General features: G+C 67.1%; 22 protein-coding genes. 7 read left to right on the forward strand and 15 right to left on the reverse strand.

Annotation, left to right across the window (positions count from 1 at the left end; genetic code table 11):
- Window positions 1–29: 29 nt before the first annotated feature.
- From LN450_RS18180 to radC, 4 genes are all read right to left on the reverse strand, one after another.
- On the reverse strand, window positions 30–563 hold the full coding sequence (locus LN450_RS18180) for a hypothetical protein (protein WP_011348860.1): 534 nt from the start codon (window positions 561–563) through the stop codon (window positions 30–32).
- Between the two features lie 6 nt (window positions 564–569).
- Entirely contained in the window at window positions 570–1,454 is an 885-nt protein-coding gene (locus LN450_RS18185; protein ID WP_011348859.1) for an SPOR domain-containing protein, read from the reverse strand.
- A 179-nt stretch (window positions 1,455–1,633) separates the two neighbouring features.
- Window positions 1,634–3,322 (reverse strand): arginine--tRNA ligase, encoded by a 1,689-nt coding sequence (argS, locus tag LN450_RS18190; protein ID WP_039419019.1) that lies wholly within the window; start codon window positions 3,320–3,322, stop codon window positions 1,634–1,636.
- Window positions 3,323–3,409: 87 nt separating this feature from the next.
- Entirely contained in the window at window positions 3,410–4,087 is a 678-nt protein-coding gene (gene radC / locus LN450_RS18195) for a RadC family protein (RefSeq protein ID WP_011348857.1), read from the reverse strand.
- 96 nt (window positions 4,088–4,183) lie between these two features.
- Between radC and coaBC the strand changes: the two genes are divergently transcribed.
- The 3 genes from coaBC to LN450_RS18210 are packed head-to-tail and all read left to right on the forward strand — an operon-like array spanning window position 4,184 to window position 8,281.
- The gene (gene coaBC / locus LN450_RS18200; RefSeq protein WP_011348856.1) at window positions 4,184–5,458 is read left to right on the forward strand and encodes a bifunctional phosphopantothenoylcysteine decarboxylase/phosphopantothenate--cysteine ligase CoaBC; all 1,275 of its coding nucleotides are present in this window, start codon (window positions 4,184–4,186) and stop codon (window positions 5,456–5,458) included.
- Window positions 5,455–5,922, forward strand: coding sequence for a dUTP diphosphatase (gene dut / locus LN450_RS18205; RefSeq protein ID WP_007964142.1), 468 nt, complete (start codon window positions 5,455–5,457; stop codon window positions 5,920–5,922). Before coaBC ends, dut begins: the two co-directional genes overlap by 4 nt.
- Window positions 5,923–5,935: 13 nt before the next feature.
- Complete coding sequence (locus LN450_RS18210) at window positions 5,936–8,281, forward strand: phosphomannomutase/phosphoglucomutase (RefSeq protein WP_011348855.1); 2,346 nt, start codon at window positions 5,936–5,938, stop codon at window positions 8,279–8,281.
- Between the two features lie 112 nt (window positions 8,282–8,393).
- Here LN450_RS18210 and LN450_RS18215 read toward each other — a convergent pair whose 3' ends face one another.
- From LN450_RS18215 to pyrE, 9 genes are all read right to left on the reverse strand, one after another.
- Window positions 8,394–8,966, reverse strand: coding sequence for a hypothetical protein (locus tag LN450_RS18215; protein WP_014091283.1), 573 nt, complete (start codon window positions 8,964–8,966; stop codon window positions 8,394–8,396).
- Between the two features lie 372 nt (window positions 8,967–9,338).
- Window positions 9,339–9,680, reverse strand: a complete 342-nt coding sequence (locus LN450_RS18220; protein ID WP_008571195.1) for a lipid-A-disaccharide synthase N-terminal domain-containing protein — start codon at window positions 9,678–9,680, stop codon at window positions 9,339–9,341.
- Entirely contained in the window at window positions 9,680–10,402 is a 723-nt protein-coding gene (locus LN450_RS18225; protein ID WP_039417901.1) for a glycosyltransferase family 2 protein, read from the reverse strand. The genes LN450_RS18220 and LN450_RS18225 overlap by 1 nt, the downstream gene beginning before the upstream one ends.
- 359 nt (window positions 10,403–10,761) lie before the next feature.
- A complete protein-coding gene (locus tag LN450_RS18230) occupies window positions 10,762–11,727 on the reverse strand; it encodes an SDR family NAD(P)-dependent oxidoreductase (protein ID WP_008571193.1) in 966 nt (321 codons plus the stop codon).
- 204 nt (window positions 11,728–11,931) lie between these two features.
- A complete protein-coding gene (locus LN450_RS18235; protein WP_008571192.1) occupies window positions 11,932–12,240 on the reverse strand; it encodes a helix-hairpin-helix domain-containing protein in 309 nt (102 codons plus the stop codon).
- Window positions 12,241–12,273: 33 nt separating this feature from the next.
- On the reverse strand, window positions 12,274–13,203 hold the full coding sequence (locus tag LN450_RS18240; protein ID WP_008571191.1) for a ParB/RepB/Spo0J family partition protein: 930 nt from the start codon (window positions 13,201–13,203) through the stop codon (window positions 12,274–12,276).
- Window positions 13,203–14,000 carry a ParA family protein gene (locus tag LN450_RS18245; protein WP_008571190.1) on the reverse strand — a complete coding sequence of 266 codons (798 nt, stop codon included), beginning with the start codon at window positions 13,998–14,000 and terminating at the stop codon, window positions 13,203–13,205. Before LN450_RS18245 ends, LN450_RS18240 begins: the two co-directional genes overlap by 1 nt.
- A 114-nt stretch (window positions 14,001–14,114) precedes the next feature.
- Entirely contained in the window at window positions 14,115–14,765 is a 651-nt protein-coding gene (locus LN450_RS18250; protein WP_039417898.1) for a hypothetical protein, read from the reverse strand.
- A gap of 49 nt (window positions 14,766–14,814) precedes the next feature.
- Window positions 14,815–15,474 (reverse strand): orotate phosphoribosyltransferase, encoded by a 660-nt coding sequence (gene pyrE / locus LN450_RS18255; protein WP_011348851.1) that lies wholly within the window; start codon window positions 15,472–15,474, stop codon window positions 14,815–14,817.
- 118 nt (window positions 15,475–15,592) lie between these two features.
- Here pyrE and LN450_RS18260 point away from each other — a divergent pair, with 118 nt between their 5' ends.
- From LN450_RS18260 to LN450_RS18270, 3 genes are all read left to right on the forward strand, one after another.
- Window positions 15,593–16,393 carry an exodeoxyribonuclease III gene (locus LN450_RS18260; protein WP_011348850.1) on the forward strand — a complete coding sequence of 267 codons (801 nt, stop codon included), beginning with the start codon at window positions 15,593–15,595 and terminating at the stop codon, window positions 16,391–16,393.
- Between the two features lie 319 nt (window positions 16,394–16,712).
- Entirely contained in the window at window positions 16,713–18,008 is a 1,296-nt protein-coding gene (locus LN450_RS18265) for an AmpG family muropeptide MFS transporter (RefSeq protein ID WP_011348849.1), read from the forward strand.
- Between the two features lie 58 nt (window positions 18,009–18,066).
- Window positions 18,067–18,294, forward strand: coding sequence for a hypothetical protein (locus LN450_RS18270; RefSeq protein ID WP_003489057.1), 228 nt, complete (start codon window positions 18,067–18,069; stop codon window positions 18,292–18,294).
- A gap of 41 nt (window positions 18,295–18,335) precedes the next feature.
- Here the strand turns inward: LN450_RS18270 and LN450_RS18275 are convergent, their stop codons facing one another.
- Window positions 18,336–19,469 (reverse strand): anhydro-N-acetylmuramic acid kinase, encoded by a 1,134-nt coding sequence (locus tag LN450_RS18275; protein ID WP_011348848.1) that lies wholly within the window; start codon window positions 19,467–19,469, stop codon window positions 18,336–18,338.
- A gap of 379 nt (window positions 19,470–19,848) precedes the next feature.
- Window positions 19,849–21,267: a M23 family metallopeptidase gene (locus tag LN450_RS18280; RefSeq protein WP_011348847.1), complete on the reverse strand. Its 1,419-nt coding sequence runs from the start codon at window positions 21,265–21,267 to the stop codon at window positions 19,849–19,851.
- Window positions 21,268–21,437: 170 nt separating this feature from the next.
- On the opposite strand from LN450_RS18280, the gene tyrS reads away from it, so the two are divergent.
- Entirely contained in the window at window positions 21,438–22,649 is a 1,212-nt protein-coding gene (tyrS, locus tag LN450_RS18285; RefSeq protein ID WP_011348846.1) for a tyrosine--tRNA ligase, read from the forward strand.
- The last annotated feature ends 260 nt before the right edge of the window (window positions 22,650–22,909 follow it).

The following is a 22,909-nucleotide window of genomic DNA, read 5'->3' on the forward strand; positions in this document are numbered from 1 at the left end:
CAGGGGGACAGGGGGGGCGGGAACCAGATTCAGTGAGCAGGCCGCGGCTTCGCCGTTGCGGCATGCCGCGCACGCAGCCGCTCTTCGGTCAGGGTCTGGCGTGCGACGACCTGGCCACGCCGCAGCTGCAGCACCACGTACGGGGCCGGTGCGTGCGCAGCGCTCGTCGCGGTGGCGGGCAGCGCGACGAGCAATTCGCCATCCACCCAGACGGCGGGCACGGGCGCTGCCTGGCCGGGGAACAGCACATCCAGCGGCAGCGTGGGCGGCGCGTCGTTACAGGCGCCCAGGACCACGCGGTCGAGCACCAGCTGTTGCCCGTCCAGGCGCCAGTGGGCGCGGTAGCCGCGCCAGTTGGCGCTGCAGCTGCCCAGCGCGCTGCCTGCGTGCGCCACAAAACGCTTCCAGGTGGCCGGGTCGTCCAGTGGGCCGGACAAGGGTTCGGCCAGCAACGTCGCCTGCTGACCGTCGATCTGGATCAGGTCGGGAAGTTGATCGGTGGCCTGCGCCGGGCCGGCCCACGCCAGCACGCCCAGCAACACGCCAGCGCTACGTCGCAACACGGGCGTTTACTGCGCCTTGATCGCAATGGCGGACAGGCCACTGCCGGTGAGCTTCTGCTTGGCCTCGGCCAGTTCGCTGGCACTGCCATAGGGCCCCATGCGCACGCGGTAGACCGTCTTGCCGCTGATGTCGGCCGATTCCACGCGTGCGGCCAGGCCCATCATCGCCAGCTTGGCCTTGGTGGATTCGGCATCGCCGGAGGCGCCGAACGAGCCGGCCTGCAGGATGTAGCGGGTGTTGTCGGCGACCGCCGGCGCTGCAGCCGCGGGCGCTGTTGCAGCGGCGGCGGTTGCAGCGGGCTTGGGCGCGGCAGCGGCCGGTGTGGTGAGTGCGGCGGTGCTGGCCGGAGCCGGCGTGGCGGCCGGGCGTGCCGGTGCGGTTTCCGGCAGCGGCTTGGGTGCGCTGGCGGCGGTTTCCTTCAACGGCGTCGGGACGCTGGCCGCCGGTGTGGCGGCTGCCACGCTGGCGCCGGGTGCGGGGGGCACGGGTTTGCCTTCCAGCGCCGCACGCGCACGCGCGGCCTCTTCGGCGCGCGCGCTGGCCGCCAGTTCGGCATCGGACATCTGCACTTCCTTGCCGGGCAGCAAGGTGTAGAAGTCGTACTGGGTCTGCGCATCGCCGGGTTTGGCCTGCGGCTTGGGCGGCTGCGCGCTGGGCTTGGGCAGTTCGGCCGGCGTGTCCACGTCGGCATCGGCCACCGGCTCGGGCTGCGCATCCGGATTGGCACGCGGGCCCACGCGCAGGAAACCGTCGCCGTCCTTCTTGAACAGGTTGGGTGCGGCCAGGAAGATCACTGCCGCAATCGCGGCGCCAGCCACCAGCCACACCCAACCGGGGGTGCCATTGCTGGTGTTGCGCCGGGCCTGACTCTTACCGCGTCGTGCTGCCATCTACCACTTCTCCGAATCGTGTCGTTGCGGGCCCGCTGGCCCGGCTTGCTGTGGCAATGCGCGCCGCTGCGCTGATTGCCCGGTGAGCGCCATCGGCGCCCGAGGTGGCAGGCCGGCGCCTGCCGCAGTGCCACGCGCTGCGCCGCTGCCTGCGCCGGCACCCGGGAGCTGCCGCCTGTCTACATCTTTTCCGGAGCGCTGACGCCGAGCAGTTCCAGGCCATTGGCCAGCACCTGTTGGGTGGCGACCGCCAGGGTGAGCTTGGCGTCGCGCTCGGCGGCATCGTCCACCAGCACCTTGCTGTTGTGATACCACGTGTGGAAGGCGTGCGCCAATTCACGCAGGTATTGCGCGATCTGGTACGGCTCCAGCGCCTGGCCGGCGATTTCCACCACTTCCGGGTAACGCGACAGCTCCAGCATCACCGCCAGCGAGTGTTCGTCGTCCAGGCATGCGAGCTCGGCCAGGCCGTGGGCCTGGTCGTACTTGTAGCCCTTTTCCTGCGCCTGGCGCAGCACGCTGCACACCCGCGCATGCGCGTACTGCACGTAGAACACGGGGTTGTCGTTGCTTTGCGCGCGCGCCAGGTCGATATCGAAGGTCAGCTGCGAATCGGGCTTGCGCGCGATCAGGAACCAGCGCACCGCATCGGCGCTGGTTTCTTCGATCAGGTCGCGCAGGGTGACGTAGCTGCCGGCGCGCTTGGACAGCTTCACTTCCTCGCCGCCGCGCATCACCGTGACCATCTGGTGCAGCACGTATTCCGGCCAGCCTTGCGGGATGCCCAGTTCCATCGCCTGCAGGCCGGCGCGCACGCGCGTCAGCGAGCCGTGGTGGTCGGCGCCCAGTTCGGTGATGGCGCGCTCGTAGCCGCGTTGCCACTTGGTCAGGTGATAGGCCACGTCCGGCACGAAGTAGGTGTAGGTGCCGTCGGACTTGCGCATGACGCGGTCCTTGTCGTCGCCGAAGTCGGTGGACTTCAGCCACAGCGCGCCGCCTTCTTCGTAGGTATGGCCGGAGGCGATCAGCTTCTGCACCGCTTCTTCGACCTTGCCGTCCTTGTACAGCGAGCTTTCCAGGAAGTAGATGTCGAAATCGACCCGGAACGCGGCCAGGTCGTGGTTTTGCTCGTTACGCAGGTACGCCACCGCGAAGCGACGGATCGATTCGAGATCGGCTGGGTCTTTGGTGCCGGTGACCAGATGGCCTTCCAGGTCGACGGTGTCGCCGGCCAGGTAGGCACTGGCCACATCGGCGATGTAGTCGCCGCGGTAGCCGTTTTCCGGCCAGCCGTCGCTGTCGGGGGTGAGCCCCTGCGCGCGTGCCTGGACCGACAGCGCCAGGTTCTCGATCTGCACGCCGGCATCGTTGTAGTAGAACTCGCGCTTGACGTTCCAGCCGTTGGCGTCGAGCACGCGCGCCAGGCTGTCGCCGATCGCCGCGGCGCGGCCGTGGCCGACATGCAGCGGGCCGGTCGGGTTGGCCGAGACGTATTCCACGCCCACCGAACGGCCGTTGCCGGCCAGCCCGCGGCCGTAGTCGTGGCCTTGCTTGATCACATGCGCCACTTGGCGCTGATACGCGGTGGGGGCCAGATGGAAATTGATGAAGCCCGGACCGGCGATGTCCACCTTGGCTACGTCGTCGCTGGCCGGCAGCGCGGCAACCAGCGCCTGCGCCAGTGCGCGCGGATTGCTGCGCGCAGCCTTGGCCAGCAGCATCGCGGCATTGGTGGCGAAGTCGCCGTGCTCGCGGGTCTTGGGTCGCTCGACCACAAAATCCGGCGGCAGGGTGTCGGCGGGCAGGGTGCCATTGGCGCGCAAGGCTTCAATGCCTTGGCCGATCAGTGCGCGGAGTAGGGCTTTCACGTGGGATCTGCTTGGAACCAAACCAGCGATTTTACCCGACCGCGCGGCGCAGGGTCCGACCGATGGTTCAGGTCAGCGCACCACTGCTCATTCCAGCCAGCCGCGCTCGGCGAACGACACCGGTCGACCATCGCCGATGACGAAATGGTCCAGCAGGCGGATATCCACCAGCTCCAGGCTGTCCAGCAGCCGCTTGGTGACCGCGCGGTCGGCCTCGGAGGGCTCCGGATTACCCGACGGGTGGTTATGCCCGACGATCACCGCCGCCGCGTTGTGCAGCAGCGCCCGCCGGACCACTTCGCGCGGGTGGATGTCGGCCCCGTCGATGGTGCCGGTGAACAGTTCCTCGAAGGCGATGGCGCGGTGGCGGTTGTCCAGGAACAGCGCGGCGAACACTTCATAGGCCCGCGCGCGCAGCCGCTGCGAGAAATAGCGGCCCACGCTGGGCGGGTCGCTGAGCGCCTCGCCGCGCTCCAGCGCGCTCATCAGGTGCCGCTGGGCCAGCTCCATCGCGGCGGCAAGCTTGCAGGCCGAGGCCGGGCCCAGCCCGGGCAGGCGCGCCAGCGTCTTGGCCGGGCGGTCCAGCAACAGACGCAGCGGGCCGTGCCGGTGCAGCAGATCGCGCGCGGTCTGCACCGCATCCTGGCCGCGCAGGCCGGAGCCGACGAAGATCGCCAGCAGCTCGGCATCGGACAAGGCGGTGGCCCCGCGCGCCAGAAGTTTCTCGCGCGGGCGTTCGTGGGTGGGCCAGTCGTGTATGTGCATATGGCGAGATTGCCGGTGCTCATCGCCGACGCCCATCAGGCCAAGCGGAGGCATCGGCTAATCTAGTTGTCCTTGTAACCGTAGGACGACCCCGACGTGATCGGCTCCACTCAGGCCCGCCCCCTGGACGGACAGCGTTTGCTGCTGTGCGTCGGCGGAGGCATCGCCGCTTACAAATCGCTCGAACTGGTCCGTCGCCTGCGCGACGCCGGTGCGCAGGTGCAGGTCGCCATGACCGGCGGTGCGCAACAATTCGTCACCCCGCTGAGCTTCCAGGCATTGTCCGGGCAGCCCACCCGCACCACGCTGTGGGACAGCGCCGCCGAGCAGGCGATGGGCCACATCGAACTTGCGCGCTGGGCCGACCGGGTGATCGTTGCCCCGGCGACCGCCGACCTGCTGGCGCGTCTGGCGCATGGTCTGGCCGACGATCTGGTCACCACGCTGTGCCTGGCCACGACCGCGCCGCTGACCGTGGCGCCGGCCATGAACCACCGCATGTGGCTGCATCCGGCCACCCAGGCCAACATCGCCACCCTGCGTGCGCGGGGGGTGGCGGTGGTGGGCCCTGACGACGGCCCGCTGGCGGAGGGCGAATCCGGCCCCGGCCGGCTGGCCGAACCGGCCGCGATCCTTGCGGCGCTGGCCGGCGGCGCGGCGGTCGCCAGCGCAGCCCCGGAGGGCACCAAGAGCGTTGCCGCGCCCGTGTTCATCCCCAGCAGCACCCAGCTGGAAGGCCTGCGCATCGTGATCAGCGCCGGCCCCACCTTCGAGGACCTGGACCCGGTGCGCTACGTCGGCAACCGCAGCAGCGGCAAGATGGCCTACGCCCTGGCCGCCGCCGCTGCCAGGCAGGGTGCCGATGTGGTGCTGGTCAGCGGGCCGGTGCATCAGACCACCCCGGAGGGCGTGCAGCGCATCGACGTGCGCTCGGCCGCGCAGATGCGCGACGCGGTGCTGGGTGCATTCCCGGCCGACATCTACATCGGCGCTGCCGCCGTGGCCGACTACACCCCCAAGCGGGTGGTGTCGCAAAAGATCAAGAAGACCGGCGAAACGTTGACCCTGGAGCTGGTACGCACCCCAGACATCCTGTCCGAGGTCGCCGCGCAGACCGGGGCGCTGAAACTGGTGGTCGGTTTTGCTGCCGAAACGCACGATGTGGAGCATTACGCCCGTGGCAAGCTGGCGGCCAAGCGGCTGGACCTGATCATCGCCAACCAGGTGGGGATCGAAGGCGGCGGATTCGAAAGCGACAACAACGCAGCCACGGCCTATTGGCAGGGCGGCGAGCGTGTGTTCCCCAGCAGCAGCAAGACCGAGTTGGCAGACCAACTGCTGGCCCTGATCGCGGAGAGATTGCAGGCATGAGCCCCCCAACCCAGTCCTTGCAGGTGAAGTTGCTCGACCCGCGCTTCGGCGATCTGTGGCCGCTGCCGGCCTACGCCACCGAATCCAGCGCCGGCATGGACCTGCGCGCCGCGCTGGAGGCGCCGATGACGCTGCAGCCGGGCGATGCGGCGCTGATCCCCAGCGGTATCGCGATCCATCTGGCCGACCCGCAGCTGTGCGCGGTGATCCTGCCGCGCTCGGGGTTGGGCCATCGCCACGGCATCGTGCTCGGCAACGGCACCGGTTTGATCGATGCCGATTACCAGGGGCCGCTGCTGATCAGCACCTGGAATCGCGGCCGCGAGGCCTTCACCATCGAGCCGGGCGACCGCATCGCGCAGCTGGTGATCCTGCCGATCGTGCGTATGGGCTTGCAAGTGGTGGATACTTTCGTCGACAGCGCGCGGGGAGCGGGTGGATTCGGCCACACCGGCGTGCGCTGACAGGGGAAATTACATGAGCAAGGCGAACGAGCGCAGGCAGGGGATGTCCAGCGTGCGTACGAGTGGTCCGGTGTTGGGAGGCATGTTGCTGCTGCTGGCTGCCTGGTTCGGCTGGAACAGTTATGCGCAATGGCGCCAGGACGCGGTGGCGCAAGGGCTGGAGCAGGCGCGCGACCGCGCGGTGCAGGACGTGGGCCAGGCCATGGCCACCCAGGCCAGCCAGCTCGACGCGGTGCTCAAGCAGCCGCCGGTCATCGCTGCGTTGGCCGGTGGCGACGCGCTGGCGGCCGCATCGGCCATCCGCGAGCGCTTCAAGGGCGCCGAGGATGTGCAGGTGCTGCCTGGCGACCTTGCCGCGGCCTATGCCAACCCCAAGGATTTCGGTTACGCGCGTCTGAGCCTGCTCGAATCGGCGCAGGTGGCCGACCGGGCGCAGGTCCGGGTGGTACGCGAGGCCAAACAAGTCCGCCTGGGCGTGGCTGCCGCGGTGCGCCTTGGCGGGCAGCCGGCGGTGGCGTATGCGCGGTTGCCGTTACTGCGCCTGACCGGCCCGCTGGATGCAATCGCGGCACCGGACAGCGCCTACCTGGCCGTGCGCCAGGGCAGCTACAACGTGGCCCAGCAGGGCGATATGGCACTGGCCGATGCGGCCGAAACGCTGGCAAGGCCGCTTGGGACCAGCGGCTTGCGCGTGGCTGCGGCGGTGCCGCAAGGCGACAGCGGCCCACTGGGCCTGGGCGCCGTCGGTTGCGCCATCGTGGCGGCATTGCTGCTGATCATTGCGGTACTGCTGGTGCTGGCCAGCCGGGGTCAGGTGGCCTTGCCACGGCGCCGGGTTGCCGACCAATCCGGCGCCGATGAACCCACCTTCAGTCAGAGCCTGCAGCACGACGCCAGCGTTGCCAGCGAGGCACGCGCGCTGGACGCCGAGGCACCGCCGGCACCGCCAGCGCTGGTGCCGGCGGTGCAGGTCGCCACCGAGATGTTCCGTGCCTACGACATCCGCGGCGTGGTCGGTAAGGACCTCAACCCCGGCGTTGCCGCCTTGGTGGGCCAGGCCATCGGCAGCGTGATGCAGGCGCAGGGACTGCGCGATGTGGTGGTCGGTCGCGACGGCCGGCTGTCCGGGCCGGAGCTGAGCAACGGCCTGATCGAAGGCCTGCGCCGCGCCGGCTGCAACGTCACCGACATCGGCCTGGCACCGACGCCGGTGGTGTACTTCGGCGCCTACGAGCTGCGTGCCGGCAGCTGCGTGGCGGTCACCGGCAGCCACAATCCGCCGGACTACAACGGTTTCAAGATCGTGATCGGCGGCGAGACCTTGTCCGGCGCCGCCATCGCCGAACTGCACCAGCGCATCAACGAAGGTCGCCTGCATACCGCCGCCACGCCTGGCGAACTGGAACAGCGCGACATCAGCGATGCCTACATCCAGCGTATCGCCGATGACGTCCAGCTCGATCGCCCGATCAAGGTGGTGGTGGACGCCGGCAACGGCGTGGCCGGTGAGATCGCGCCGCGCCTGCTGGAAGCGATCGGCGCCGAAGTGGTGCCGTTGTACTGCGACATCGATGGCACCTTCCCCAACCATCACCCTGATCCGAGCGAGCCGCACAACCTCAACGATCTGGTGAAGATGGTGCAGCGTTTCGATGCGGATATCGGCGTGGCGTTCGATGGCGATGCCGATCGCCTGGGCGTGGTGACCAAGGAAGGCGCGATGGTGTTCCCCGACCGCCTGCTGATGCTGTTCGCCGCCGATGTCCTGCAGCGCAACCCTGGCGCATTGGTCATCTACGACGTGAAGTGCACCGGCAAGCTGTCCGACTACGTGTTGCGCAATGGCGGTAGTCCGCTGATGTGGAAGACCGGGCATTCGCTGATCAAATCCAAGATGCGCGAGACCGATGCTGAGCTGGCCGGCGAGATGAGCGGCCACTTCTTCTTCAAGGAGCGCTGGTACGGCTTTGACGACGGCATCTACGCCGCCGCACGCCTGCTGGAAATCCTGGCCCAGCGCGAGGAAACCCCGTCCGACGTGCTGGACGCCCTGCCCGAGAGCGTCTCCACGCCGGAGATCAAGGTGCCGGTGGAAGGCGATGCGCATGCGCTGGTGGCGCGCTTTGTCGCGCGTGCGCAGACCGGCGAAGAATCGCCGTTCGAATCGGCGCGGCTGTCGACCATCGACGGGCTGCGCGCGGACTTCATCGACGGCTGGGGGCTGGTACGCGCCTCCAATACAACGCCGATCCTGGTGCTGCGGTTCGAAGCCGACAGCGAGGCCGCATTGCAGCGGATTCGCACGCTGTTCCGCAACGAACTGCAGACGTTGTTGCCGGAGCATCCATTGGCGTTTTGATCGCCGGATGCGCGGACCGTCCGCTGCGTTGCCTGGGCAGGGGCAGGGGCAGCGCAGCTGGGCCGGCGGGCGACGCGGCGGGCCGTTATCCGGCTCGCTTCGGTGTACGCGATCAACCGTGTGTTGCGCCTGTTCCGGTTGGCTCGGCACGATCGCAGTGCGTGGTGATCGACGCGGCGTCGTGACCGTCCGTCAATAGCCAGACTGCGTCCCAGTACGGATACTCGCCCACCTGCTCGGCCAGGCCCGCCCGCAGGGGCAATGCGACCAGCGTGCGCGCGAACTGTCGATGATCGCTTTGCTGCGGGAGCGCCGAGACCTGCATCTGCGGCTGCCACACCGTTCCACCACGCCCGCGTGCGCGATTGACTGCATCGGCGGTCCTCAGTCGCGCCGTCTCCGCCAATTGCAGCAACACCGCCTTGCTCGGTGCCTGCAGCAACCCGCACCACGCCTCAGGCAACAGCACCCAGCACAGCAACTGCGCACCTTGCCAATGGCGTGGCAGCGCCAGGCTGGCCGCCGCGGCGCGAGCGCAGCGCCAATCGGCGAATAGCGGCACGCGCTGATGCGTGGGCAGCCGCAGATGCCAATACGTGGCTTCAAGCGTCGGCGTGGACAGGAGGCGATGACGGAGCGCAGTGGACATGGTCACAGGTTGCCCGCGGCGCGAGAGCGGCAACATCGGCGGGCAGTCCATCATCGCGTCGGCCGCGCGCGCAATGGCGTGTCCGAAAAGCGGGCATCAGCGGTCAGCGCTATCGCCACGCCTCCGGCAAGCTGCGCTGCATGGGGTGGATGCCGCAGGTGGCGTCAAGGCGCGTAGGCGCACATCAATCACGCTGCATCGCACCCCAAAACCTTGTCAGTGAGATGCAGTGCAGCCGTATCGCTTGCGTACGCTGAGGCATCGCCAACCACGATGGATCACCGAACATCGGATGCAGCAACGCGCTTTGCAGCGCACCGGGATCATCTCGATCCGCCGCGGATCACCGAGAGCGTTAGATCACCAGCAACCATCCGGACCAGGCAATGCGAATCCCGAATCCCCGCCTCAATGACCGGCCCGGTCGCGTTTCCACCCGCGATGCTTCACATCCAGATACAGGCTGTAAAACGCGGTAAACGCCGGGAACAGGTTCTGCAGCACACCGACCGAATCCTGCTTGGCCGAAAACACGAAATAGCTCAGCGTCATCAAGCTGCCGACCACGCTCATGTACCAGAACAGGCGCGGAATCACCGGTTTGCCGGCGCGCTTGGAGGCAACGAACTGCACCAGCCAGCGGCCACCGAACATCAGCGCACCGACATAGCCGATCAGCTTCCACCCGGTCACATGGATGCCGGTCCAGTACAGCCAGGTCAGTTGTTGGTCGAGCAAGGACGGGTCCATCAGCGTTCCTGCACCACGGTGCGCTTGCTGCGGGTGATCAGCCAGGCCACGCCGCGCAGGTCGCGGATGCCGACCAGGGCGCGATTGAGATTGTTGTACTTGGACACGCCGGCGGTGCGGTGGCGGTGGTTGACCGGCACGCTCACCGTGCGCCAGCCGGCGCGCTGCATCAACGCCGGCAAATAGCGATGCATGTGGTCGAAGTACGGCAGGTCCAGGAACGCCTCGCGCTCGAACAACTTGATGCCGCAGCCGGTGTCGGGCGTGTTGTCGCGCAGCATGCGCGAGCGGATCGCATTGGCCCATTTGCTGGCCCAGCGCTTGGAGCCGGAATCCTGGCGGTTGACCCGCCAGCCGGCGAACAGCTTCACCTGCGGCTCGGCCTGGCTGCGCGCGATGAGCAGCTTGGGGATGTCGGCCGGGTCGTTCTGGCCGTCGCCATCGAGCGTGGCGATCCAGCTGGCGCGCGCGGCCTTCACCCCGCTGCGCACCGCCGTGCTCTGGCCGCTTTGGGTCACATGATGCAGCACGCGCAGTTCCGGCGTGGTGCTCTTCAGGTCTTGCAGCACCGCGAGCGTGTCGTCGCGCGAATGGTCGTCGACATACACGATTTCGAAGGCCACCACGCCGCGCAGGGCGCTGACGATTTCGCCCACCAGCGTGGCGACGTTATCGCGCTCGTTGAATACCGGGACGACGACGGACAACTGAGGTTGGCTCATGGATGCGGGGTAGCCGGATGAAGGCTGAGCGAAAAAGATCGGGCATTGTGCCCTGACTCTCTGAGTCAGGCATGAAGCATGCACGCGTTATGCGTATTGGACCGGTTGGAAGCAGCCTGCAGCGTACGGTGGGGACGTGGCCAGGCTGCGAAGGCGTGGGCCAGCGGGCCGATCACGCGTCCTCTTCCGGTGCATCAGCTGGCACACATCGCCATGCATTGCGTGGCTGCCATGCGGTCGTACGCCCGGGCGGCGGCTGGAAGGTAGGCCCTGCATCTGGCTCGCATGGCAACCTCGGCGCTCCGCGCTCCGTGCGCCCATCGAGCCTTCGCACCTCCCCCCGTAAATCCCGCCAAGCGCTAGGTGCGCTCGCCGAAATACTGCCGGCACCACTCCACGACCTGCGGCAAACCACGCTCAACCGGGGTCGCCGGATCGAACCCGAAGGCCGCCTGCGCACGCTGCGTATCGGCCATGGTGCGGATCATGTCGCCCGGCTGCATCGGCCGGTAGACCTTTTCGGCTGCGCGGCCGGCGGCCTGCGCAATCACGTCGATGAAGGTCTCCAGCTCCACCGGCGTGTGGTTGCCCAGGTTGAACACCCGGTGCGGCACCGGCGCGGTGCTGGGCGTGTCCAGCGCGCCCAGCACACCGGCCACGATATCGTCGACGAAAGTGAAATCGCGCTGCATCTTGCCGTGGTTGAACACCTCGATCGGCCGCCCCGCCAGCACCGCACGGCTGAAGATCAGCGGCGCCATGTCCGGCCGGCCCCACGGCCCGTACACCGTGAAAAAGCGCAGTCCGGTCGCGCGCAGGCCATACAGCTGCGCATAGGTGTAGCCCATCAATTCGTTGGCGGCCTTGGTTGCCGCATACAACGAACGCGGTTGGTCCACGCGCTGGTCTTCGGAAAACGGCGGGGTGGCCGAATCGCCGTAGACCGAACTGCTCGAGGCATACACCAGGTGCTGCACGCCGCGGTGCCGGCACAGCTCGAGCATGTTGACGAAGCCAACGAGGTTGCTGTCCACGTAGGCGTGGGGGTTTTCCAGCGAATACCGCACGCCCGCCTGCGCAGCCAGATGCACCACGCGGGTCGGCTGGATCTCATCGAACAATGCGGCCAGGCCCTCGCGATCGGTCAGGTCCAGCGTGCGGATATCGATGCCGGGGCACAGCGCCGCCACCCGGTCATGCTTGAGCTGCGGGTCGTAGTAGCTGTTGTAGTTGTCCAGCCCCACCACCGTCTCGCCGCGGGCTGCCAGCGCGCGGCAGGTGTAGGCACCGATGAAACCGGCAGCGCCGGTGACGAGAATGGTCATGGCTGTGATCCTGGGAAATGCGGAAACAAAAGGCTGGCGCTCCGGATGCGCATGCGCGGCGCATTGCAGGCGCCGCTGCGAGCGGGTTCGGCATCTCTATGCTGCCAACGCGCCTGCCGTGCGCAGCGTGCCAGGCGCGATCTGCCGCGGTCGCCGCGCATGCGGCGCTCGAAATCAAGGCTGCAGCGCGCCACGCGTCTTCGTTCACCGCAGCGCGAGCGGCGCTTCGCTGGCAAGCTTGGCCTTGCGCTCGGCGCTGAACTTCCACCACGGCTGCGCCGCCTCGCCGTCCATGAAGCGCACGATCGACAGGAACACATCGATCACGCAGGGGTCGTGCAGCACGCCGGTGCGCAGGCACAGCTGTGCGTGCATGTCGTAGGCATCGCGACCGCGCAGCTGCGCAGGCACGCGGATGCCGATCAGGCGCAGGTCCTTTTCGCAGGCCGGCCCGACGTTGGGCAGGTCGGTCAGCTGCAGCAGATGCTGGCGGTCCACCTTGGCGGGATTCATGGCCGACGAGGATCCTGTTGGATGTGCAAGCGATCAGCTGCGCTGCATGCGCAGGCGTTCGAGCACGCCGTCCAGCGTGTCCAGATCGGTGTAATGGATCACCAGCTTGCCCTTGCCGCCGCGGCCATGATTGAACACCACCTTGGTGCCCAGCGACTCGGACAGTTCGGTTTCCAGCGAGGCGATATCGGCCTGTGGGGCCACCGGCGCCGGCTTGCCCTTGCGCAGCGAGCCGGGCACCTTGCCGGCGGCAAACTGCTGCGCGCGGTGTTCGACCTCGCGCACCGACCAGCCCTGGTCGGCTGCTTCCTGGGCCAGCTTGCTGGCCAGCTCCGGCGCCAGGGTGAGCAGCGCGCGCGCGTGGCCCATTTCCAGCCGGCGGGTTTCCAGCAACACGCGAATGGCCACCGGCAATTCCAGCAACCGCAGCAGATTGGAGACCGACGCACGCGAGCGTCCCACCGCGCCGGCGGCCTCGGCATGGGTCAGCGAAAATTCGTCGATCAGCCGCTGCAACGCCTGCGCTTCTTCCAGCGGGTTGAGGTCTTCGCGCTGGATGTTTTCGATCAGCGCCATCGCGATGACGGTGCGGTCGTCCAGCTCGCGCACCACCACCGGCACTTCGGTCAGCCCAGCCAGCTGCGAAGCGCGCCAGCGGCGTTCGCCGGCCACGATCTCGAACTGCCCCGGCGCCAGCTCGCGCGCCACGATGGGCTGGATCACGCCTTGCGCCTTGATCGACTCGGCCAGCTCGGCCAGCTTGACCTCGTCCATCTCCCGGCGCGGCTGATACTTGCCCGGCTGCAGCTGGGTCACCACCAAGGTGCGCAGGGTATCGCCGGGCTGCAAGGCCTGTTCGTCGGCACCGGCCGGTGCGGCGGCGGCGGCCGCGCCCTTGGGCCCCAGCAGCGCTTCCAGACCACGGCCCAGGCCACGCTTCTTTGCCAGCGGCGGCTTGCTCATCAGACGGTCTCCACGGGCCGGACGGCCTTGTTGCGGTCGTTCTGGCGGCGCACGATCTCACCGGCCAGGCCCAGGTAGGCCACCCCGCCACGTGAGGTGCGGTCGTAACCGACGATGCTCTGGCCATGGCTGGGCGCCTCGGCCAGGCGCACGTTGCGCGGCACGATGGTGCGAAACACCTTGTCGCCGAAATGCTCGGTCAGCTCGGCCGATACCGCATTGGCCAGGTTGTTGCGGATGTCGAACATGGTGCGCAGCACGCCTTCGATTTCCAGCGTCGGGTTGAGGTTGGCGCGCAACGCTTCGATGGTTTCCAGCAGCGCGGTCAGCCCTTCCAGCGCGTAGTACTCGCACTGCATCGGCACGATGATCGAATCGGCCGCGGTCAGCGCATTGAGCGTGAGCAGCGACAATGCCGGCGGGCAATCGATCAGGATGAAGTCGTACTCGTCGCGGATCGGCGCCAGGGCGCGCTTGAGCCGCTGTTCGCGTTCGCCCTGGTCCATCAGCTGGATCTCGGCAGCGGTCAGGTCGATGTTGCCTGGCAGCAGGTCGAAGCCTTCCGGCGCGGCCACCCGGATCTGCGCGGCGGTGTTTTCGCCCAGCAACAGGTCGCAGGTGGAGGCGGCCACATCGCGCTTGTCGATGCCGCTGCCCATGGTGGCGTTGCCCTGCGAGTCCAGATCCACCAGCAACACACGCTTGGGCGCGCGCGCCAGGCCGGCCGCCAGATTGACCGCGGTCGTGGTCTTGCCGACGCCGCCTTTCTGGTTGGCAATGGCGATGATCCGGGCCATGCGGGAGAGCCTCGTGGGCAAAGAGTAAGACCGGCCATTATGCGGGCAGGGCGTCGGATCGGGAAATGCCGCCCGCGGCGGTGCGCCGCACGGCCGGAATGACGCAGGCGCCGGTCAGCCGGCGGGCGGGGTGCCGGCGGGTGGCTCCTTCATGGCCCGGTAGCGCTGCAGGATGTCGGCGATCTCGCCATCCAGCGCCACCCGTTGCTGCTCGAAGCTGATCTGCAGACGCAACTGCGCCATCAGATCGCGATGGCGCTGCTGGATGTCGCCGGCCAGCTTGTCAGCCACTGCCTGGCCGGCCAGCTCGCGGTCGCCGGCGCTGCGCAGCAGGCTGGCCAACCCCTCGCGCAGGCTGGTCACGTTGAAGCGCGCGGTATGGATGTTGTTGTCCACGATGGCGATGCGCTCCTTGAACACCCGGCGCAGGTCGTCCTCGCTCTGATAGGACATCAGCATCGCCTGGTCGGTGCGCTGGCGCATCTGCTCGGCGGCCAGATCGGCCTGGCGTTGCTGCTCGCTGGCCGCAGCGGCAGCGCGCTCATCGCTGCTCATGGCGCGCTGCACCTCGGCGCTGCGCATCCCGCTCTTGACGTTGAATTCGTCGCGCGCCTGGTTCACCGCCTCCGGGGGCAGCGTATCGCTGCACACGCGGGCGCCGTTCTGGTTCCAGCAATACAGCTTCTTGCCGGCCGGCTTGTCTTGCGCGCCGGCTGGCGCCGCCATGATCAAGGTCGCAGCGACAGCCGCCGCAACGGCGAACAATGCCGAACGTGTGTGTATTGGCATCATCGCAGCCCCCTGTCGCCTGCCGTCAGCCTGTGGTGTCGGTCCCGTAGCGGCCACGATAGGCCAGCAGCGGTTCCTGGAAGCCCACAAGGTCGGCGTTTCCTGCCGCAAAAGCAAGCAGGTCGCCCAGGTTGGCCACCGCGATCACCGGGATGCCGGCCTCGGCCGCCACCGCCTGGGCGGCGGAACGGCGGTCCTGATCGGACGCGATCTCCTGCCGGTCCAGCGCCACCACGATCCCCGACGGCATGCCGCCGGCGGCACGGATGATGGCCAGCGCCTCGCGGATCGCGGTGCCGGCGGTGATCACGTCATCGACGATCAATACCTTACGGCCGGCCAGCGGCGCGCCGATCAGGGTGCCGCCTTCGCCATGGTCCTTGGCTTCCTTGCGGTTGAACGCCAGCGGCAGGTCGCGTCCGCGCCCCGCGTAGGCGCAGGCCAGCGCGGTTGCCAACGGAATGCCCTTGTAGGCCGGCCCGAACAACAGGTCGAAGTCCAGCCCGGCCGCATCGATCGCATCGGCATAGCACTGCGCCAACTGCGCGGTCTTGGCTCCCGAATCGAAGCGCCCGGCATTGAAGAAGTACGGGCTGAGCCGCCCGGACTTGAGCGTGAACTCGCCAAAGCGCAGGGCATCGGCGTCCAGGGCCAGCTGCAGGAAACGGGTGCGGTGGTCGGTCATTGGACGGGAATGGGGAATGGGGAATCGGGAATGGTAAACGCATCATGCGCCGGCAGCCTTCCGCATGCGCCTGGGGTAGGCTTTACGATTCCCCATTCCCGTTTCCCATTCCCGGCCTATGCGCATCATCAGTTTCAACGCCAACGGCCTGCGCTCGGCCGCCAGCAAGGGTTTCTTCGCGTGGTTCGCCGCCCAGGACGCCGACGTGCTGTGCGTGCAGGAAACCAAGGCCCAGGAGCATCAGCTGGCCGGGCCAGACTTCCTGCCCACCGGCTACAAGGCCTGGTTTCGCGACGCCAGCACCAAGAAGGGCTATAGCGGCATGGCGATCTACAGCCGGCACGAGCCCGACGAGGTGCGCACCGCGCTGGGCTGGCCGGAGTTCGACGAAGAGGGGCGCTATATCGAAGCGCGCTTCGGCAACCTCAGCGTGGTGTCCTTCTACATCCCCTCCGGTTCCTCGGGCGAGTTGCGCCAGGACTACAAGTTCCAGGTGATGCAATGGCTACGGCCGATCCTGGAGCAGTGGCTGGCCAGTGGCCGCCAGTACGTGCTGTGCGGCGACTGGAACATCGTGCGCACGGCGCTGGACATCAAGAACTGGAAATCCAACCAGAAGAACTCTGGCTGCCTGCCGCCCGAGCGCGATTGGCTCAACGGCCTGTGCGCCGACGCGCCAGAAGACGCCAACCCCGCCGAAGGCCGCGGCTGGGTCGACAGCTACCGCGTACTGCATCCGCAGGGCCAGGACTACACCTGGTGGAGCAACCGTGGCGCGGCGCGCGCCAACAATGTCGGTTGGCGCATCGACTACCAACTGGTCACCCCCGGCCTGCGCGACACCTTGAAGGCCTGCTCGATCTACCGCGAAGAGCGCTTCTCCGACCACGCGCCGTACATCGTGGATTACGCGCAGTGAGGCAGGCCAAGGCTATGGTTTCGGTCATAGCGCGCCGGCATGTTGCAGAACGGGGCCAAGACTTCGCCGGCAACATCGCCATCCGGCGGCAGCTCGGCCACTGCAGCACGCGCGGCGGCTCTCATTGGCCCTTACGCAGTCGGCCGATGCCTTTCGCAACGTTCTGCTTCGGCACGGGAGTGCGTCGTTACGGTCCTGCACAGACCGCTCAAGACAGGACGCGTGACGCCATGACGGCCCTCCGCGGCGGGCTGCATGCAGCGGTGCCGTGGGCCGCGCCGGCCACGACCACTGGCGTTCGTGCTCGCCGGAGTGACGCATGACCACGTCTGCACCGGGCTATAAGGGCTGGCGTGGTATCCAGCGCGCCTTCGCCACGCCATCGGCGGCGACCATGGCACTGCTGGGCTTCGGCAGCGGCTTGCCGTTCCTGCTGATCGCCTCGCAGACCTTGTCGACCCGCTTGCGCGATGTGGGGCTGGACCTGGGCAGCATCGGCTTGATCAGCCTGGCCAGCTTCTTCTATCTGCTCAAGTTCCTGTGGGCGCCGCTGATCGACCGCTATGCGTTTCCGCTCACCGCGTTTCTGGGGCGCCGTCGCTCCTGGCTGCTGGTGGCGCAGATCGGCGTCACCATCGGCCTGTTCGCGCTGGCATTTTCGCGCCCGGACCTGAGCGTTACGGGATTGGTGGGCTGGGTGTTGTTCGCCTCGTTCTGGGGCGCGACCCAGGACTCGGTGGTGGATGCCTACCGCATCGAAATCGCTCCGGATGCCGCGCAGGCCGCGTTGGCGGCGACCTACACGCTGGGCTACCGCATCGGCCTGATCCTGGGCGGTGCCGGTGCGTTGTACATGGCCCAATACCTCGGCTGGACGTGGGCGTACGTCGGCATGGCCGCACTGATGCTGGTGCCGATCGTCACCACCTTGCTATGCCGCGAGCCCGACCGGCCCGAGGCGACGGTCGTGCGCCGCGTGGACGTCGCCGGTGCGTTCTGGCAACCGATTTCCAGCTTCTTTTCCAGCAATGGGCTGGCGCTGGGCATCGTGCTGCTGCTGTTCGTGGGCCTGTACAAGTTTCCCGACCAGGTGATCGGCGTCATGGCCGGTCCGTTCTATCTGGATTCGGGCTTCACCAAGGCCGATATCGCCACCGTCTCCAAGCTGTTCGGCGTCTGGATGGGCATTGTCGGCGCCTTCGCTGGCGGCGCGGCAATTGCCGCGTTCGGGTTCCGGCGCATGTTGCTGGTGGCCGCGCTGGGGGTGGCCTTGTCCAACCTGGCGTTCCTGCTGATGGCGCACAACCCCGGCAAGCTGTGGGCGTTCTATGCCGCGCTCAGTGCCGATAATCTCTTCCAGGGGTTCGCCGCCACGGTGCTGGTGGCTTTCATGTCCTCGCTGACCGACCGCAACTTCACCGCAACCCAGTATGCGTTGCTGGTCTCGCTGGCCAACCTGCCGGGCAAGTTTGCCGGTGGCGTGTCCGGGTTCGTCGTCCAGGCGACCTCCTACAGCACCTTCTTCATCCTCAGCGCCCTGACCGTCATTCCCACGTTAATGCTGCTGGCCTGGCTATGGCCGCGGCTATTGGCGCACGACAGGCGGCCGGATTGAAACGTCCGCCAAGGTTGCCGATGATGCGCGCGGAGCAGCGCATTGCACGAGGCAGGGCATGACCGATCTGGTATTGCGTGACATCGACCCGGTGCTGGTGGACCGTATTCGCCGCATTTCCGTCGCACGGGGCTGGACCCAGCACCAGACCGTCATGCATCTGCTCGAACAAGGCCTGTTCGCCAGCGAATACGAAGTCACCGGCGGCCTGCAGCACCCGGAGGTCGATGCCCTGGCCGAGGCGATTGCCGCGCTCAAGGCGCTGCCGGCGGGAAATAATCCCTAGCGCTGCCGCAGCTTCATCCCGGCCAGCACAGGCCAACGGGCTCACGCCGGATAGATCGCCCCCAACAGCCGAGGTCCGGCCGCCCCGGTCACCGCGGGCAGGTTGGCCGCGCGTCCGGCCAGCAGCTCGGCCGCCAGCCAGGCAAAGCCCATCGCCTCCAGGTAATCCGGGTCCAGTCCGTATCGCGCGCTGGATTCCACCACCATGCCCGGCAGCCGCGCCGCCAGTCGCGCCAACAGCACCGGGTTGCGCACGCCGCCGCCGCAGACCAGGACCCGTCGCGTGGTTGGCTGCAGCCGCAACAAGGCATCGGCCACGCTGGCAGCGGTGAGTTCGAGCAAGGTCGCCTGCACATCGGCAGCATCCAACCGCGCGCTGCCCATCGCCTGCACGGCCCAGTCCAGATGGAATTGCTCGCGGCCGGTACTCTTGGGCGGCGGCAACGCAAACCACGGATCGGCCAACAGCGCCTGCAGCAAAACCGCATCCACGCGCCCACTGGCGGCAAACGCACCCTCGGCATCGAACGGCGTGCCGTGATGGCGTTGGCACCAGCTGTCCAGCAACGCGTTGGCCGGGCCGGTATCGAATCCCAGCACCGCGCCATCGCGCGGAATCAAGGTCAGGTTGCCGATGCCGCCCAGATTGAGCACCGCGCGGTCTTCGTCGCCTGCGCCCAGCATGGCCAGATGGAAGGCCGGCATCAGTGGCGCGCCCTGGCCACCGGCGGCCACATCGCGGCGGCGGAAATCGGCCACCGTGGTAATACCGGTGTGCTCTGCAATCCGGCTGGCATCGCCAATCTGCCAGGTGAACGCCGGGTTGGCGTTGGGCCGGTGGCGGATGGTCTGCCCATGCGAGCCGATCGCACGAATCTGCCGGCGCTCCACGCCGCTGTCGCCGATCAATCGATTGGCCGCCGCCGCGAATGCCAGCCCCACCTGCGCGTCCACCTGGCCCAGCGCATCGATGGCCACCGTCTCGGCGCCCTGGCCGAGCGCCACCAAGGTCTCGCGCAGTTGCGGCTCCCACGCCACCGTCGTCCCGGCCACCAATTCGCAGCGGCGGTGGGTGGCGTCGGCAAAGCGCACCAGCGCGGCATCGATGCCATCGGCGCTGGTTCCCGACATCAGGCCCAGATACAAGGGGGAGTCAACGTGTTCGAAGACAGACATGCCGAAGCCAGAAAGACACGGCCGGCCAGCTTGTGCAGCCGGGCCGGGTCCGTCAACCGGTCTTACCCCGGTGGCAGCCGTGCAGCGGGCGCGTCATCGTCGGGCCACGCGCGCCAATCGCTGCCGCGACAATGACCCATGCCTCGAGATTCCCCACCCATCTCCGGAATCGTCAAGGTCTGCAGTCGCCTCAGAAGCTGTCGCTCGACAGCCAAGACCAGGTGCCGCATGGGGACATCGCAGCGTTCAACACCTGCAGTGCGCCGCAACCCGTAGCTGCACGGCAACTACCAGGCGACACGGCTGGAGGCAGCGCCGAACCTGCCCGCCACCACCTGCGCAGCCGCAACGCAGCTGAGGCAGTGACCAGCCGCAGGCCTTAACTGCGCGACTTGCCCTTGGCCGGCTTGCCGGCGTCGGCGTAGATCAGCTTCTCCATGCCCTCGATACGGGCCATGGCCGGCGCCGTCTGCGCGCGGAACGCCGCCAGTTCGGCGCCCTGCAGCGGCTCCGGCGGCGGCATCGTCACCGACATCGGGTTGCGCTGCTGCCCGCCCACGCGGAATTCGTAATGCAGATGCGGGCCGGTCGCCAGGCCGGTCATGCCAACATAGCCGATCACCGTGCCCTGGTTGATGCGTTGCCCGGCCTTGATCTTGCCAAAGCGCGACATGTGCCCGTACAGCGTGCTGTAGTTCTTGCCGTGATCCAGGATCACCACGTTGCCGTAACCGCGCTGGGTCCCGACAAACACCACCCGCGCATCGCCGGCTGCCATGATCGGCGTGCCCGAGGCGGCCGCATAGTCCACACCCTTGTGCATGCGCATGGTGCCCAGCACCGGGTGCTTGCGCGCACCGAAGGTGGAGCTGATCCGGCTATAGGCCACCGGCATGCGGATGAAGCTCTTCTTGAGCGGGCGGCCAGTGATGTCGAAGTACTCGGCCGGTTTGCCGGCGCGCTTGAAGCGGAACCCCGTATAGGTCTTGCCGCCAGTGGTGAACGTCGCCGCCAGGATGTCGCCGGTGCTGATCCGCTCGCCTTCGCGCCAGGTTTCATCCATGACCACGCTGAACCGGTCGCCGGGCTGCAGATCCTTGTCGAAGTCGATGTCGTACTTGAAGATCTCGTCGGTCATGATCGCCACCGCCGCCGGCGACAGTCCGGATTTGCCGGCCGAGGCATACAACGAACTGCTGATCTCTCCGCTGGCCACTACCGTGCGCGTGGTCGTCGCCCGCTCGGTCACGTTCTCGCGCACGGCCTCGCCCAGCAGGCGCAGTTCCACCCGATGACTGTCGTCGCGATCGAAGCGCAGTGCGCGCAGCTGCCCCGGTGTCGGCATGTCGAAGGCGATCTCGGTACCCGGACGCAGCTTGGTCAGCGCCTCCTTGGTCCCCGGGTGCGCCAATACCTGGTACATCACCGTGGTCGGGATCCCCAGCTCGCCGAACAAGGTACTCAGGGTCTGGCCCGGCTTGACCTGCAGAATTTCCCAATCGGTGCTCGGTGCCAGCTGCTTGCGGCTGGGAATCAGCGGCGGCAACGGCAATGCCAGCGTGGAATGGCTGGAAAGCGGTGCGTCGATGGCGTTGGAAAAACCCGGCACGATCGTGGCGACCAGCGCACCGATGGTGGCGAACAGGCTGGCGTGAATCCAGTGACGGCGTGTCCAGCGGTCATTGAATGCCGCCGGCAGATGCGCCTTGAGCTTGCGATGCAGTGCAGTGTCGTGGAGGACGTGGAGGCGTTCGTGAAAGCGCCGCTTGCGTGCACGGCCCTGCTCTGAGTTCTGCATCGTTCAAATTCCTCGCTGGCTCGAAGTGCGAGCCCAATCGCCGGTACCATAGACAGCCTGTAACAGCGCGTCAAACCATTGAGCCTGTTCATTATTTTCACTTGGCGCGGAATTAACCCGCGTTTAACATCATTCACGTTTTTGACGGCAAGCGCCGCTGGAGTCTGTGGTTGGCCACTATCGAAGAATCCCTCGCACTCATCGGCCGTGGTGCCGAAGAGATCCTCAAGCTCGATCAGCTGCAGGCGCGGCTCGCCACCGGTAAGCCGCTGCGGGTGAAGGCCGGCTTCGATCCCACCGCGCCGGATCTGCATCTGGGCCATACCGTGCTGCTCAACAAGATGCGGCAGTTCCAACAGCTTGGCCATCAGGTGATCTTCCTGATTGGCGACTTCACCGGAATGATCGGCGACCCGAGCGGCAAGAACGCCACCCGCAAGCCGCTCAGCCGCGAGGATGTGCTGGCCAACGCACGGACCTACGAAGAGCAGGTCTTCAAGATCCTGGACCGCGAACGCACCGAGGTGCGTTTCAACTCCGAATGGTTCGGCCAGATGAGCGCGGCCGACATGATCAAGCTCTCTGCCCAGCACACCGTCGCGCGCATGCTCGAACGCGACGATTTCGCCAAGCGCTTCGGCAGCCAGCAGCCGATCGCCATCCACGAATTCCTCTACCCGTTGGTGCAAGGCTACGATTCGGTCGCCCTGAAGGCGGACGTCGAGCTGGGCGGCACCGATCAGAAGTTCAACCTGTTGATGGGGCGCGGCTTGCAGGAGCATTACGGTCAGGCGCCGCAGATCGTGCTGACCATGCCGCTGCTGGAAGGCCTGGACGGCGTAGCCAAGATGTCCAAGTCGTTGGGCAATTACATCGGCATCAACGAGCCGGCCATCGACATCGTCACCAAGACGATGAAGATCGGCGACGAGCTGACCTGGCGCTGGATCGACTTGCTGTCCTTCGATATCAGCCTGGCCGAAGCGGCGCGCCTGAAAGAGCAGGTCGCTGCGGGAGAGCTGCATCCGCGCGAGGTCAAATTGCGCCTGGCACGCGAGCTGGCCACCCGGTTTCACGATGCCGCAACCGCAGAGCAGGCCATTGCCGGCTGGCACGCGGTGGTAACGGGGCAGGGCGACACCAGCCTGCTACCGCTGCAGGAAGTGGTGGTTCCCGATGAGGGCCTGCGCCTTGCCGGGCTCCTGACCGCCGCCGGCCTGACGCCCAGCAACTCCGAAGCCACCCGCAAGCTCAAGGAACGCGCGGTCAGGATCGACGGCGAAGTAGTGGAGGATCCCAGCCGCGTCTTTACGCACGGCTTCGAAGGGGTCATCCAGGTAGGCAAGCGTAATTTTGCCCGCGTATTGCTCGTCACTGCCTAAAGCGCACCAAGGTTGCCGCAGGGCGGCAATCTCGGTGATCTCACGCGTCTTACACGTTGGATAGAAGTGACAGTCCCCAGGCCCTCAAAGCTTTTCTGCTGGCGTGACTGGGGCATAGCGCCAGTTTTTGGCAACTTCGTGAAAAATTTTTCACAAAACGCTTCCCAAATCGGATCGGTGGGCATATAGTTCGCCTCCCCCGACGCAACGGCCTCCGCAAACGCGGAACCAGAGCGGAAGGGTTCGAAAACGCCTTGAAA

The organism is Xanthomonas euvesicatoria pv. euvesicatoria (genome assembly GCF_020880415.1).
Classification (GTDB): Bacteria; Pseudomonadota; Gammaproteobacteria; order Xanthomonadales; family Xanthomonadaceae; genus Xanthomonas; species Xanthomonas euvesicatoria.

Excerpts from the sequence above, each read along its gene's own strand:
- LN450_RS18185 (WP_011348859.1), bottom strand. The coding sequence starts at position 1,454 with ATGGCAGCACGACGCGGTAAGAGTCAGGCCCGGCGCAACACCAGCAAT.
- radC (WP_011348857.1), bottom strand. The coding sequence starts at position 4,087 with ATGCACATACACGACTGGCCCACCCACGAACGCCCGCGCGAGAAACTT.
- dut (WP_007964142.1), top strand. The coding sequence starts at position 5,455 with ATGAGCCCCCCAACCCAGTCCTTGCAGGTGAAGTTGCTCGACCCGCGC.
- LN450_RS18210 (WP_011348855.1), top strand. The coding sequence starts at position 5,936 with ATGAGCAAGGCGAACGAGCGCAGGCAGGGGATGTCCAGCGTGCGTACG.
- LN450_RS18215 (WP_014091283.1), bottom strand. The coding sequence starts at position 8,966 with ATGTTGCCGCTCTCGCGCCGCGGGCAACCTGTGACCATGTCCACTGCG.
- LN450_RS18220 (WP_008571195.1), bottom strand. The coding sequence starts at position 9,680 with ATGGACCCGTCCTTGCTCGACCAACAACTGACCTGGCTGTACTGGACC.
- LN450_RS18225 (WP_039417901.1), bottom strand. The coding sequence starts at position 10,402 with ATGAGCCAACCTCAGTTGTCCGTCGTCGTCCCGGTATTCAACGAGCGC.
- LN450_RS18230 (WP_008571193.1), bottom strand. The coding sequence starts at position 11,727 with ATGACCATTCTCGTCACCGGCGCTGCCGGTTTCATCGGTGCCTACACC.
- LN450_RS18235 (WP_008571192.1), bottom strand. The coding sequence starts at position 12,240 with ATGAATCCCGCCAAGGTGGACCGCCAGCATCTGCTGCAGCTGACCGAC.
- LN450_RS18240 (WP_008571191.1), bottom strand. The coding sequence starts at position 13,203 with ATGAGCAAGCCGCCGCTGGCAAAGAAGCGTGGCCTGGGCCGTGGTCTG.
- LN450_RS18245 (WP_008571190.1), bottom strand. The coding sequence starts at position 14,000 with ATGGCCCGGATCATCGCCATTGCCAACCAGAAAGGCGGCGTCGGCAAG.
- pyrE (WP_011348851.1), bottom strand. The coding sequence starts at position 15,474 with ATGACCGACCACCGCACCCGTTTCCTGCAGCTGGCCCTGGACGCCGAT.
- LN450_RS18260 (WP_011348850.1), top strand. The coding sequence starts at position 15,593 with ATGCGCATCATCAGTTTCAACGCCAACGGCCTGCGCTCGGCCGCCAGC.
- LN450_RS18265 (WP_011348849.1), top strand. The coding sequence starts at position 16,713 with ATGACCACGTCTGCACCGGGCTATAAGGGCTGGCGTGGTATCCAGCGC.
- LN450_RS18270 (WP_003489057.1), top strand. The coding sequence starts at position 18,067 with ATGACCGATCTGGTATTGCGTGACATCGACCCGGTGCTGGTGGACCGT.
- LN450_RS18275 (WP_011348848.1), bottom strand. The coding sequence starts at position 19,469 with ATGTCTGTCTTCGAACACGTTGACTCCCCCTTGTATCTGGGCCTGATG.
- LN450_RS18280 (WP_011348847.1), bottom strand. The coding sequence starts at position 21,267 with ATGCAGAACTCAGAGCAGGGCCGTGCACGCAAGCGGCGCTTTCACGAA.